This is a genomic window from Massilibacillus massiliensis (assembly GCF_900086705.1).
GTDB classification, from domain to species: Bacteria; Bacillota; Negativicutes; order FLKF01; family FLKF01; genus Massilibacillus; species Massilibacillus massiliensis.
Map to the genome: position 1 here is coordinate 3,110,099 of NZ_LT575483.1, position 13,721 is coordinate 3,123,819.

Annotated in this window: 12 protein-coding genes and 2 riboswitches; of the genes, 8 read left to right on the forward strand and 4 right to left on the reverse strand. The window is 36.8% G+C overall.

What is annotated here, in order from left to right; all coding sequences use genetic code 11:
* Positions 1–360 precede the first annotated feature (360 nt).
* The 3 genes from BN6559_RS14900 (at position 361) to BN6559_RS14910 (ending at position 4,822) form a co-directional block, all read left to right on the forward strand.
* Entirely contained in the window at positions 361–2,463 is a 2,103-nt protein-coding gene (locus BN6559_RS14900; protein WP_110955457.1) for an amino acid permease, read from the forward strand.
* 170 nt (positions 2,464–2,633) lie between these two features.
* Entirely contained in the window at positions 2,634–3,248 is a 615-nt protein-coding gene (locus BN6559_RS14905) for an HAD family hydrolase (RefSeq protein ID WP_456060969.1), read from the forward strand.
* 503 nt (positions 3,249–3,751) lie between these two features.
* On the forward strand, positions 3,752–4,822 hold the full coding sequence (locus BN6559_RS14910; protein WP_110955459.1) for an HD-GYP domain-containing protein: 1,071 nt from the start codon (positions 3,752–3,754) through the stop codon (positions 4,820–4,822).
* A 43-nt stretch (positions 4,823–4,865) separates the two neighbouring features.
* On the opposite strand, the gene BN6559_RS14915 is transcribed toward BN6559_RS14910, so the two are convergent.
* Both BN6559_RS14915 and BN6559_RS14920 read right to left on the reverse strand, forming a co-directional pair.
* Positions 4,866–5,318, reverse strand: a complete 453-nt coding sequence (locus BN6559_RS14915; protein WP_110955460.1) for a MarR family winged helix-turn-helix transcriptional regulator — start codon at positions 5,316–5,318, stop codon at positions 4,866–4,868.
* Complete coding sequence (locus BN6559_RS14920) at positions 5,315–6,331, reverse strand: methyltransferase (protein WP_110955461.1); 1,017 nt, start codon at positions 6,329–6,331, stop codon at positions 5,315–5,317. The genes BN6559_RS14915 and BN6559_RS14920 overlap by 4 nt, the downstream gene beginning before the upstream one ends.
* 200 nt (positions 6,332–6,531) lie before the next feature.
* Positions 6,532–6,607, forward strand: a riboswitch (glycine riboswitch).
* Positions 6,608–6,610: 3 nt separating this feature from the next.
* A riboswitch (glycine riboswitch) is annotated at positions 6,611–6,691 on the forward strand.
* 230 nt (positions 6,692–6,921) lie between these two features.
* Between BN6559_RS14920 and BN6559_RS14925 the strand changes: the two genes are divergently transcribed.
* The 3 genes from BN6559_RS14925 to BN6559_RS14935 all read left to right on the forward strand — a co-directional run bounded on the left by BN6559_RS14925 (position 6,922) and on the right by BN6559_RS14935 (position 9,930).
* Positions 6,922–8,304, forward strand: a complete 1,383-nt coding sequence (locus BN6559_RS14925; protein ID WP_110955462.1) for an amino acid permease — start codon at positions 6,922–6,924, stop codon at positions 8,302–8,304.
* A 298-nt stretch (positions 8,305–8,602) separates the two neighbouring features.
* On the forward strand, positions 8,603–9,553 hold the full coding sequence (locus tag BN6559_RS14930) for an alpha/beta hydrolase (RefSeq protein WP_110955463.1): 951 nt from the start codon (positions 8,603–8,605) through the stop codon (positions 9,551–9,553).
* A gap of 158 nt (positions 9,554–9,711) precedes the next feature.
* Positions 9,712–9,930, forward strand: coding sequence for an alpha/beta-type small acid-soluble spore protein (locus tag BN6559_RS14935; RefSeq protein ID WP_110955464.1), 219 nt, complete (start codon positions 9,712–9,714; stop codon positions 9,928–9,930).
* A 188-nt stretch (positions 9,931–10,118) separates the two neighbouring features.
* Here BN6559_RS14935 and BN6559_RS14940 read toward each other — a convergent pair whose 3' ends face one another.
* Complete coding sequence (locus BN6559_RS14940; protein WP_110955465.1) at positions 10,119–10,994, reverse strand: HD-GYP domain-containing protein; 876 nt, start codon at positions 10,992–10,994, stop codon at positions 10,119–10,121.
* A 197-nt stretch (positions 10,995–11,191) separates the two neighbouring features.
* On the opposite strand from BN6559_RS14940, the gene BN6559_RS14945 reads away from it, so the two are divergent.
* Entirely contained in the window at positions 11,192–11,740 is a 549-nt protein-coding gene (locus BN6559_RS14945; RefSeq protein WP_110955466.1) for a site-specific integrase, read from the forward strand.
* 328 nt (positions 11,741–12,068) lie between these two features.
* A complete protein-coding gene (locus tag BN6559_RS14950; protein WP_110955467.1) occupies positions 12,069–13,478 on the forward strand; it encodes a DUF3748 domain-containing protein in 1,410 nt (469 codons plus the stop codon).
* Positions 13,479–13,559: 81 nt separating this feature from the next.
* Here the strand turns inward: BN6559_RS14950 and BN6559_RS19680 are convergent, their stop codons facing one another.
* Entirely contained in the window at positions 13,560–13,694 is a 135-nt protein-coding gene (locus BN6559_RS19680; protein ID WP_267886711.1) for a hypothetical protein, read from the reverse strand.
* Between the last annotated feature and the right edge of the window lie 27 nt (positions 13,695–13,721).

The following is a 13,721-nucleotide window of genomic DNA, read 5'->3' on the forward strand; positions in this document are numbered from 1 at the left end:
TGTTTACGCTTGGAAAGATGCTATTCCATTATATGGAACGTTTTATTTCCAGTGATGTAAGTCTATTATGTTTTTATTGCTTTTAAAGGTTGGCACATAATTTGCGTTAATTATAGGATAGATAAAAGCTATAAAATTGAATTGATGCGGAGGTTTGTTTCATGCATATTGGCTTAGTGAAAGAAATGAAGAATGATGTGTATTGGTTTAGCTTAATCAGGAAGAAAGTATTTTATCAAATAAGATCGTAAAAATATTCAGTTTTAGTTTTTAAAATAAGAATTCAAAAAATTCACAAAATAAATCGGTTTATATCTTCGAGTGTTTATGATCAGCAAAAGAACATGGAGGTATTTTTATATGAGTCTAAAAACTACGCAAAAGACAGATAGTCATTTAAGTGCAGATTTAGGGTTAGTTACCGCATTATCATTGGTTGTAGGTATGGTTTTAGGCGCTGGGGCATTTATGAAGCCTCCTGCTGTACTTGCAGTGACAGGCGATACAAATTTAGCGTTGGCGGCTTGGGCTGTTGGTGGTTTATTGTCAATGGCTGGTGGTTTATCTTTATGTGAATTGGGTGTTTTGTTTCCTCGGACGGGCGGTGTTTTTGTTTATTTGGAAGAATTGTACGGAGCTAAGGTTGCGTTTTTATTTGGCTGGATGTTAAGTATTATTTTTGGACCAGCACTTGTAGGCGCATTAACCGGATATTTTAGCTCGGTTTTTTGTTTGTTATTTAATGTTTCCACGCAGTATGCACCAGTTGTTGGTGCTGGAGCACTGGGATTTATTGCTTTCGTAAATTCAATTAATGTGAAAGCATCTGGATATTTGCAGACAACGGCTACTTTTTGTAAGCTACTTCCTGTTTTATTATTAATAACTTTTGGATTGCTTAAAGGAAATGGGCAGGTCGCGTTATTCAGTTCTGCTGCATCAGGAGTAGCTGCGACAGCACCATTTTCCGTTGCAGTATTAGCTACCTTGTTCGCTTATGATGGCTGGGCGCAGGTCGCATCCGTTGCTGGAGAAATGAAGAACCCTGGGAAAGTACTGCCTAGAGCCATTATTGGCGGATTAACCTTTTTACTCATTGTATATTTAAGTATCAATACAGCCTTCTTCAAAATTTTTGGGGTTGAGCAGATGATCGCATTAGGGCATGATGCTTCTGCCGTAGCTGCACAGCAGATGTTTGGTGTTTTTGGCGGCAACTTGATTGCTGTAGGCATCATGGTTTCTATTTTGGGTGGGCTCAATGGTTATATCATGACGATCTCCCGTAATATTTATGTAATGGGAGAACGGGGTCTGGTTTTGGGATCAGGTTTTTTACGCAAAATTGATGCGGATAGCAAGGCACCGGTAAATGCGATGCTTGTGCTGGTTTTCTGCTCGTTCATTTATTATCGGATGCTGGATGCGGATAAGCTTTCAGATATTGCGATGTTTTCAATTTGGATTTTTTATTTATTAACCTTTTTGGGTGTGTTTATTGCGCGTAAAAAATTTCCCGATGCACCGCGTTCTTATAAAGTGCCGCTGTATCCTATCACTCCATTGATTGCCTCGGCTGGAGCTGTTTATGTAATCTATGGTATGTTGAGTGCACATTTTTGGAATGGGATCATCTCGATTGTTTTAACTTTATCTGGTTTACCGATGTATTATTATTTAAAAAATAAAAATAGAGCGAGTTCGTTTTTGGAAAAATGGAAAACTTGTTATATTGTCGGTGCAAGTGTGATCTGTATATTGGGATTGCTGACGGTGTCAACTCGATTTATTGATACGCGGGAAGAATTGCGTGTTGCAGTAGATCCTACGTTTGCTCCGTTTGCTTATGAAGAAAATAGCGGACGGATGGCGGGCTTCGATATTGAGCTTATGAACAAATTGGCAGATAAGGTGGGCGTTAAGGTAACTTATCAAGTTACGCCATTCAATAATATTTTTAATACGATGCGGAATGGATATGCTGATTTGGCTATATCTTCTTTAACGATTACGCCGGAGCGCAAAGAGGATGTTATTTTTACGAATCCATACATAGAGAAAAGTGGATTTGGTTTGTTGGTAAAAAAAGAATCCAATCTGCATAATATCCAAGATTTAAGAGGCAAGACGGTTGGTGTACAGCGCGGTTCAACAAGTGAAATTTTTGTGCAGCGATATCATAATTTCAAAGTACAATTTTTCAATTCCAATATCGATATGAGTACTGCTTTTAATCAAGGGCAAATCGATGCGATCATTTTTGATCGGTTGATATTAGAACATTTTATGGCGAAGGGGATCATTGAGGATGGTGCTATCGTAGAAATGCTCAATCAGGAAGATTATGCGATTGCTTTGACGAAAAAGTATAAATCAATCGGGGACAAGATGAATGAAGCTTTGGAAGAAATGAAGAAAAACGGGGAATTGGATGCTTTATATCAAAAATGGATAGAAGGATAATGACATCCATAGGTTGACTAAAAACTTACTCCAACTGCTATTGAAATGCAGTTGGAGTTTTTTTTATGGTCTGTATAATGTTATAATGATAAAAAGATTATACAATGAAGTTATGCAACTGTTTGTACTTCATAATATGAGGCAGAAAGAAGGTTTTTATCATACGTAGTATTATATTTGATGTGGATGGCACTTTATGGGACACGACAGAAGTTGTGGCAGGGGCTTGGAATAAAGCAATTTCAGAAGTTGGCGGTACGAAGGCAGTTGTAAGTGCTGCTGTATTGAAGAAAGAATTTGGCAAGACGATGAGGGTGATTGCCGATAACTTATTTTATGATGCTGATGAAACAACGAAAAAACTGTTAATGGAAAAATGCTGTATCCATGAACATGAATTTATAGAAGAAAATACGGCAAATCTTTTGTTCTCAGATGTAGTAGAAACGATAAAAAAACTTTCTGAAACTCATCGTTTATTCATTGTGAGTAATTGTCAGGCTGGCTATATTGAACTGTTCATGAAAAAGGCAGGAATTGAAGACTATATTGAAGACTGGGAATGCTTTGGTAATACAGGTAAGGGAAAAGGCGATAATATTACGTGTTTGATGAAAAGGAATAAGTTAACCGATGCTGTATATGTTGGTGATACGCAGGGAGATTATGAAGCGACGCAAATAGCGCAAATTCCATTTATCTTTGTAAAGTATGGCTTCGGGCATGTGAAAGATTGTGAAAGGTCTATCGATACAATCACAGATTTATTATCTTTGGCAGAATGATAATAAATCTGATTTAGAATTTGATTTGTAACTTGTCTTTGAGAGTTGAGTTAAATTAATCTCGGCAATAATTTTAATGATATAGGGCATTCTATGAATTTTTGCAAATATCTTGTAATTGTAAAAAGATGCATAGTAGAAATTTATATAAAAAGAGCGGATATGGATGCTTTAATTAGAGTTTCCATATCCGCTCTTTTCGTTTTTATTTTATGCTAGTTTGGCGGACTAAAGAGTACAGTAAACGGTGACAAATAACATGTAAAAGAATTCTATGCCGTTTATCATAAAATAATGTTTTGCATTTGGTTATCATGATGAATTAAAAAAAATACAGGAAAATTGGCTGACTATGTCGAATTAAGTTATAATATTTGCTTATTTCCATAAATTGTATAAATGAAAAAGTTGCTAACTTGCCAGGATAGACTGTGGTGTATTTTTTGAAATTTTGTTCTAATGGATGACGAGTCATCAGATAAAATATAGATAGGTGGTGCAAAATGACTTCTAATCAATCGATAAATAAAAAAATAGTTGAACAAAAAATAGAATATTTAGTACCTGGAATGGAACTGGCGCAGGATATATGTGCAACGAATGGATCCATACTAGCCAGTGAGAATACAATTATTAATAAATCTCTTATTGAAAAACTACAAAATTGGGATATTGAAAAAGTAGCTATCGTTGCAGAAATGACAGAGAATCCATTGGCTGACCTTGAAGTTGAGCAATTTTTAAATAGCTATAATCAATCCGTGACCGTTGTACAGCAGGCCTTTGATAATATCCGTCAAACAAAAGAAGTTCCAATTGAGGCATTTGCACAAACTGCAGATGAAATTGTGGATAATATATCGGATAACAGCAGCCTTGTTGATCAGATGTATAACTTGCCTAAATGTGATGATTATACGTTTCGACATAGTGTCAATGTCAGTGCCATTGCAGCACTAATTGCTACATGGCTGAAGTACCCACAGGAAAGTATCAGTGCGATTGCGTTGGCTGGACTTTTGCACGATGTAGGAAAATCTCAGCTGCCGACGGAAATTTTGAATAAACCGTATAAACTTCCTCCGCAGGATTATGCTTTATACCAGACCCATACAGCAATTGGCTATGATTTGGCAAGTAAAATACCCAATGTAGCGCAAAGTATTCTAGCAGGCATCTTGGACCATCATGAACGGGAAGATGGATCGGGGTATCCAAAGGGCTTGAAAGCCGATGACATCCATCCTTATGCGAAAATTATCGCTGTGGCGGATATGTTTGATGAAGCTCTGACCATTAATTGTGATACACCTGGTGTGGTTAGTCCGTATGCAAGCTTAAGTAAAATACGCGAGGAAATACATAGAATCGATGCAAAAGCTGGGATTATCTTTATGGATAATATGATGAATTTTCTCTCGGGAAATCGAGTTGTACTTAGTAATCATCAGGAGGGACGCGTCGTTTTTGTCAATAAAGATAAACCGTCTCATTCCATCATACAGCAGGATGATGGTACGGTAATCAATTTAGCAGAGAAAGAAGATGTTTGTATTCATCATGTTGTGAAGTGAATACAAACATCTTGAAAATCTACAATTGATGGATGAATCTTTATTAAAAATGTCGTTCAATCAAATTTTCAGCATGTTGAAAGAAATCATGCAGGACTTGTAATTCATGGTCATTGAGACCATCGATATAATCGAATAACGGGCGATCATATTTTTTATGGTATGCATCGTGTAGTTTATACGCTTGCGCTCCTTTTTCTGTTAAAAAGAGGCGCAGGCGTTTTTTATGGGCAATGTCTTCTTCTTTTGTTAAAAAGCCTCGTTCTTCTAATTTACGGATTGTTTTTGCGACAACGGCACGGGTGATATTGAATTTTCTAGCCATTTCAGAAATGAAAATACCCGGATCATCGCCTACCAGTTTAAGCATATGAATTTCACCGCGGTAAAAAGTCATATCTTCTGAACCAAAATTTAATACGTGCGTCTTACCATTCGCAATTTGTTCAGTTAGTTGGATGAAATGATGGATCACTTGATTTCTTTTGTCGCTCATGCTAGACTCCTTCTGTAAAATTTTCCGGGCATGTCTTTGAATATGCCGCCTGTGGTTCCGTTTTGTACACAGGTGAAACCTTGACGTAAGAGGGCCGATTCAATCGTCGGTCTTGTCAGTAAGATATCCAAACCGTCCAGGTGACTGGAGAGCCAGCCTAAAATGACTTCCGGCGGAGATTGATAATCCGCACTTACCGTATGTGATACAAGGTATAGATATCCGTTAGGTGACAGCGCGTGATAAAGTTTATTTAATAGTTTATCTGGATCACCGCCCGAAAAATCTAAAATACCGGATGCAATGATAAGGTCATATTCACCGCCGAGTTCATCTACATTAAAATCGCCGGCAATGACCTTGATAGATTCTGTGAGATTGTGTTGTTCAATCAGGGTTTGGGGCAATTTGGCTACACTGGGATGCTCGAATATCACCCCCTGGCATCCGGGAAACGCTGAAACAGTCTCTATTGCTAAAATACCGTTTCCGCCGCCAAGATCTAAAATTTTTTTTGGAGCACCGTCTTTGTATAGTTCGGAAAGTGCAGCAAGTAGTGCTTGTACGCGTCCTGTATACATTTCAGGAATACTGACGCGTGCTGATTCATAAAAGTCATAGACGTTTACGCCGCTATTGTCCGTAATGATTTGCGCATCTGCTCCGGTTTGTATTCGATCGTCTAGGTTGGCAAGCGACATCATTTTTTCTCGGAATAAAAGATGTTCACCGAGATAGAGCGGACTATTTTCATTCAGAAATTCGTTGCTTTCCTTCGTATTGCGGTATTTATTTTCATGCTTTTCCAGCAGACCAATGCAAGCTAAGGCGTTTAGATAGAAGGAAAGGTTGCGTTCGTTCAGGTTTGTCTTTTTTGCCAGTGAATTTGCTGTTTCTAAGTTCTCGAGTGCGGAGAAAATGCGAAGCCGAAGCGCAGATAAAAAAAGTTCTGTTGCACGCTTTTGATGCAGCATTTTGTAATAAATTTGCGGATTTCCTTGAGGATGTATCATTTTTTCACTCCTTTATTTTGTTCTATTTATGTATGCCAAGTATACAATGTGATTATTATGTATGTCAAGCATACATGGTGAAATTTTTCTTAAAAAGTAGATGGCGATGATTCGTATTGGAAAATATTTAATGATTGCTATTTAGAAAAATAGGTGTTAAAATACATATCGTATGTTATTAATTTCATATTGAACTTCGTATGAAGATAATGGGAGAGAGATTTTATAATCCGCCGAAGATGTTATGCTTTCAGGCAAAAGGACCGTTATTGGACGAAACTCTGGAGAGCCTCAATTGAGCACCGAAGGAGCAAGCTGATTTAATTTAAATTAGTGAATCTCTCAGGTAAAAGGACAGAGCAGACAAACTGTTTATTTTGAGGTCAAATTTTATATTTGACCTCTTTATGCATTTTTTGAGGCCAGATTTTTATATTTGGCCTCTTTCTGTATTTTTAGAGAAAGTTTTTAGTATTTTGTACGATCTGCTGATTGTGCAATGTGTTATCGTATAACGTTACAGAGTGAATGTACAGCTTGGACCTGGCACATACGGGGGAAATCGTAAGAATTGGAAAGGTGGAGTCGATATGTCGGAAAACCAAAATTTATCGAGAGGATTAAAAAATCGCCATGTGCAATTGTTGGCGATTGGTGGAGCAATCGGTACAGGATTGTTCTTAGGATCGGGCAGATCCATACACTTGGCGGGGCCCTCTATTTTATTTGCCTATATGATTACTGGTGTTATTTGTTTTTTTGTAATGCGGGCGCTTGGGGAATTATTGCTTTCTAATTTGAAGTATCATTCTTTTGTCGATTTTGTTCGTGAGTATATGGGAAATGGAGCGGCATTTATTACAGGATGGACCTATTGGTTTTGTTGGATTTCATTGGCGATGGCTGATGTAACTGCTGCCGGACTCTATATAGAGTATTGGTTTCCCAATATCGCACAGTGGGTTCCGAGTTTGATCATTCTCATGATTTTACTGATTATGAATCTTACGGCAGTAAAGTTATTCGGTGAGATGGAATTTTGGTTTGCTTTAATTAAAGTGGTAGCGATTATGTCATTGATTGTCATCGGGACATTTATGATTATCAAAGGATTTTCTACGGATGCAGGTGTATCCAGCTTTACAAATCTCTGGAGTTATGGCGGGTGGATTCCAAATGGAATCAGCGGATTTATTCTCTCTTTCCAAATGGTTGTATTTGCATTTACAGGGATTGAATTGGTCGGCTTAACTGCTGGTGAAACTGAAAATCCAGAACGTGTAATTCCAAAGGCAATCAACAATATACCAATTAGAATCATTATCTTTTATATCGGAGCACTTCTCGTTATTATGAGTATCTATCCATGGACTTCAATTAGTCCGGATAAGAGCCCATTTGTGCAGGTCTTTTCTGCAGTAGGAATCGCGGCAGCCGCAACGATTGTAAATTTCGTTGTATTAACTTCAGCTGCATCTGCTTGTAATAGTGGAATTTTCAGTACAGGTCGTTTAGTGTATTCTCTGTCGAAAGAAGACAATGCACCAGCGTCCATGAAAAAATTAACTGCGAACCAAGTCCCGGCAAATGCAACAATATTTTCAACAATTGTTGTTTTGATTGCGGTTATTTTGCAATATATTATGCCGGAAGGTGTGTTTGTACTCATTACGAGTATATCAACGTTTTGCTTCATTTTTATTTGGGGTATTATTACGGTTTGCCATCTAAAATATCGCAAGCAGAATCCTGAACTTGCCGCAAGAAGTAAATTCAAAATGCCGTTGTATCCACTCATGAATTATGTAATTTTAGCATTTTTTGCTTTCGTTTTAGTGACGTTAGCATTGAATGAAGAAACTCGTATTGCTTTGTTTGTAACGCCAGTCTGGTTTATCATGCTTGGGGTGATTTACAAGGTTTTTAAAGCAAGAGCGAAAGAGGAAGTTAAGACTAGTTTTATTACAAGATAATATAATAGCTTTGTTCAAAATTAGTATTGGCTTTAATTCATTTCAACCTGCTTGCGAGTAGGCTTGATATGGGCATAGCTAGCTTATTTTGTAGCGAAAATATGAATCGATAGGTGGTTAATAAAAAGTTAGATTCGTAAATTAAATTGGTAAAAATTTACTACAAAAACAAACATTTTTTATAGAGTCTCTTATTGTTAGTGTGCGTTTTTAGATATATACTATATTTATGCTTAAATGCTTCTTACAAAAAGTGTGGAAGCATTTATAATTTTATATCAGGAAAGAAAGAGACTGAATGAGAAAACTATTAATTTTTTGTATGGGAATTACCATTGGTATATTTGTTGCGGTCAATGTACTTGGTCTGATGATGGGCGAATTTATTTATCGCGAATTAACATCGCCGCATTTATATCAAAACTTATTTAATTTACAGGATAATTCTAAGAATATCGAAAAAATTGCCAATGCAGAAAAAAAGTATGAATGGGAAAAGGTCAGTTTGACTTCACCGCATGGTTATGCAATACGTGGTACGTATATTCCAGCAAAACGACCATCAAAGCAAACGATTCTTTTTTTGCACGGACTTTTCCAAAACCGCTCAGCAGGACTTGATTATTTAGATATTTATCAAAAACTGGGCTATAATGTACTGATTGTTGATGCGCGTGGGCATGGTGATAGTGGCGGCGTCTCTATTTCCTGGGGCTATTTTGAAAAAGATGATATCAATGTTTGGTTAGATTGGCTAGAGCGAAAAACGCCGCAGGGAATTATCGGGGTTCATGGAATTTCAATGGGGGCAGCAACCGCACTCTTGCATAGTGCACTTAATGAAAGTACGCATCGTGTTAGCTTTTATATCGCCGATAGTTCTTATGATGATTTCAAAGCGTTGCTCGTAAAACAGCTAACGACAATTGCCGGATTACCAAAGGATACATATGCCTTGGACATTGTTTTATTTTATACGCAGATTGCGGCGTATTATCATGACAAATTTACGTTTGATCAAATTTCACCGCGATTGGCCGTCGAGCAATCAACAACGCCTATTCTTTACCTTCATGGAGAGAAGGATACCCTGATACCGCCACAAATGTCACAGGATCTTTACAATGATACGGCGAGTGCAAAGGAACTGCACTTTTTTGCGGATACTCCACATGCGAGTGCTGTTTATCATGATAAAGCCACTTACGCCGAAACGATTCGTGCCTTTATAGAAAAAAATACAAAATAGAGGAACCTGTAGAGCAATCTATTTTCTAATGTTCAACATAAATATTTATGTTGTTTACAGTCTGTCGTTATGAAATGATGATAAATGATTTCATAACGCATTTTTTTTTGGAAATACTATGTTTGTATAAATATTGTTCAATTGGAGGTGGTTTTAAGATGACGGAAAATTATGATTCAATGGAAGCGTTAGATGCATCCCTTCCGGATAAGCATGCTGTTGCCGAAGAACTTGGAATACCATTGGATAAAGGGGATAACAGTAAATTAACAACGGAAGAAGTCGGCAAAATCGGTGGCAGAATCGGCGGACAAAAGGTGAAAAAAATGATACAGGCAGCTGAAGCCGCAATGGCAAAAAAAGATGATAGTTTTTAAATGACCAAAATCTGTTTTGCCTATAGATCATAAAAGTTGTATGCTATTTGTGGAACATGTAAAGAGATCTTCGAGAATCTGGATAGCATGATGGAATGAGAGCCGAGAATACGCTGCGGTTTAATCATGAAATAGAATAAAGCCTATATCATGCGTGTCGTTTGCAGGATATAGGCTTTATTTATATATTATTTAAAAAGATTTATAAATGTATCGACAATTTGTGGATTGAAGTCCTTTCCGCTGGAAAATTTAATTCGCTCTACAGCTTCTTTAGGAGGTCGAACATTACTTTGATAAATAGATGTAGTTAAATAATCAAAAGTATCGCAAATATTTATAATGGAAGCATTTTTGGTTATTTCATTTTCTTTTAAACCTGCAGGATAGCCTCTGCCATCAAACTTTTCATGATGCTGTAAGATTGGAATATAAATTTCTTTTGGCAATTTATCTCCTTTTAGAAGATCAGATCCTAGTCGAGGATGTTGTCGATATAAAAGCTCCTGCTGATCATCAATTCTAGAAACCGATTTTAAAATTTCCGGTGGAAGCAATATTGCACCTATATCATGAAATAAAGCAGCAATAGATAAATCTTGCAATTGTTGTTGATCGTAGTTAAGAAGACTCCCAAAGCTTAATGATAAGATTGCGACGTTAATCGAATGAGAAAGCGTCATGTTATTTGATGATAAGGTTTTTAAAGAATTACTAAAAAAATTATCTTTTCGAATGGTAGATAACGTATTTTGTAAATAATCTGAAGCTGCTGAAACAATTTCTGATTTTAAAGAATCAAATTTCGGATCGAGTGTGTCCGGAACTTTAAAAATATTTTTCTGATTTTTAAATAATTTTTTTGCGGATAGTTTCGGTGGAAGTAAAACGGCACTTTTCTTTTTTTCTACGGGAGTATACTCACAGCAAATGTGGAGACCTTCAAGTTTTTCTTTTAATAAAACATTAAGGGGCATGCCTTTAGTTAATAGAACACGTCCAAATTTGTCAGTGGCATTTTTCGTTAAATAGCCAATAATATCAATTTCTTTTTCTAGTTTCATAATTTTTCCTCCAAATAAAATAATTTCTAAATATAAAGTGTGTTTGCGCTTTTTTGCTAGAAGGATTGTTAAGAAAAGTAAATATATCCTTGAAAATATGAATGTAACAAAATCTTATTATGTTACTTGCTATTTGTATGTAAAGTATCATATTATAGAAAAAACAAGTGATAGGATGCTGTAATTGGTGATAAAGAATGAACAATGTTGAACCGATTCGAGAAAGAACAAAAATAGTAGAAATTAAAGCATATTTAAGAAAAAATAATTTACGCGATTTTCTATTATTTGTTTTAGGGATTAATAGTGGCTTAAGAATTTCAGATTTATTATGCTTGAAAATAGAGGATGTGATGAATAAGGATAGGATCATTTTAAAAGAAAAAAAGACTGGAAAGACAAAAGATTTCCCCATATCAAAAAACTGCAAGAATGCTATTAATGACTACTTACTGCAAAGCATGAGGAAAAGCGGCTGGCTCTTTGTCAGCAGAAGAGGGAACAATCCGATCAGTCGTATACAAGCCTATAGAATTATCAATCGTGCGGCACGGCAAGTAGGAATAACAGAAGCGATCGGAACACATACTTTACGTAAAACGTTTGGCTATTGGGCCTATAAAACTGGAACGGATGTAACGCGGATACAAAAACTATTAAATCACTCATCACCGGAAATTACATTGGCGTACATAGGGATTACAAAAGATGAGCTTGATGATGTTTACATTAATTTAAATTTATGAAAATTGCGATTTTTATGAAGAACTATAGTATAATAGCAAGTAACATAATAAGATTTTGTTACTTTTTTTGTTTTAAAGAATTTACTTGATATGTATTCAATGCCCAAATTAGGGCGATATTGGTGTTGGGATTGTAGAATCTTAACGCCTTTTAGTGTTTTCATGATCGGAAATCGAAATTATGAAGCTACATAGAGAATGTTATAAAAATCTTATGATTTATGCGATCGTTAGAGATGACTATGTAAAAAGTTGCTAAAAGAATAGATGAAAGCTAATAAAACGGCTATAATGAAATGGTTGAATTGTTTGAAGGAGATGATCGTAGATGAAAAAATTTAAAAAGTTGGTTTACTCAATTTGTTCTAATTTACTTGCGTTAACTGCATTTGGTGGATGTGGAACAACTATGGTAAATACACAATCTTTGAGAGGTAAAGAAGTACAGCTTACGAAAAGTCCCAATGGACATCAGCTTGTAAATAAAAATATTTTTTCTCCGGATAGCAGTTGGATCGTATATGATGTACGTTCACAAGATCATATTTTTGACAGTGAATGTATTGAAAAGGTTAATATTCATACGAAAGAGCGTGTTGTTTTATACAAGGCTTCGAATCAGGCAAAAGTTGGGGTTGCCAGTTACCATCCGTTTGAAAATAAAGTCGCCTTTATCCATGGTCCGGAATTTCCAACGGAGGAATATTCGTATAGTGCGGTTCATCGTTATGGAGCTATGGTTGACGAGAAAAACCTTATGCATGCTGAAAACATTGATGCGCGTGATGTGACGATACCATTTACACCGGGCGCACTGCGCGGTGGGACGCATGTTCATATTTGGCATTCAGATAGCAGTATGATGAGCTATACATATGAAGATGAAATTTTAGCCGATGTAATGCAAGAATCAGCTGAGCAGGATATGAATATTCGTAATGTAGGTGTTACGGTTTTTAACAAGCACATAGCCGTTCATCCCGGGAAAAGAAATTTTGACGGTTATTTCAGCGTACTTGTGACAAAAACGAATGCCAACGCGCAGCCGGATTCAGATGATATTGTGAAAGCCCTGGAAGAGGGGTGGATCGGGAAAAATGGGTACGTAAAAAAAGATGGAAACAGGCAGAAGAAAGCATTGGCTTTTCAAGGGTTTGTTATTGGGAAAGATGGAATGCAAGTTCCTGAAGTATATCGGGTAGATTTGCCGGATGATCTCACGATCTCTGGAGATTCAGGACCGATTCAAGGTACTGTGTCAAAGCGTCCACAGCCGCCGGAAGGCGTTGTGCAGACGAGACTTACTTTTACAACGGATCGTAAGTATCCAGGTATTCAAGGGCCTCGCCACTGGCTTAGGACAAATCCAGACGGATCAAAAATTGCTTATATGGCAAAAGATGATCAAGGGGTCGTGCAGATTTGGACCGTGCCAACGACTGGGGGGACGCCCGCGCAGGTAACGCATCATCCGTTTTCTATTCAGACCGGTTTTTCTTGGAGTCCGGATGGTGAATATTTTGCCTATGGTGCAGACAACAGCCTTTTTGTAACGAGCATTTCTGATGGGATATCTACGCGGTTGACGACGAGGGCAAATGATCATGAGGCTATTTTACCTTATTGTGTGAGTTATTCTCCGGATGGAAAAAATATTGCTTACTTAAAAAATGTACGTTGTGGTGCTGATGCTAAAGAGTCTTATTCCCAAATCTTTTGTTTTCAATTTGAAAAGTAGAAGATTTTCAAAAATGAAAGTTCTAGCGATGCATAAAAAACAGGAGTACTTTGCTCACCATGAGCAAAGTACTCCTGTTTTTTAAGTGTTTGGATGATTTGGTTGATCCATGCCAGCAATAAATGCGGCATTTTTAACATCTTGCTTCTTTTCTTTGTCGCTTCGTTGTTTTTTATTTTGTTTTTGCGATGCATTTTTAGATTGTGCTTGTTTCATAAAAACACCTCCCAGATATAGTGTTTA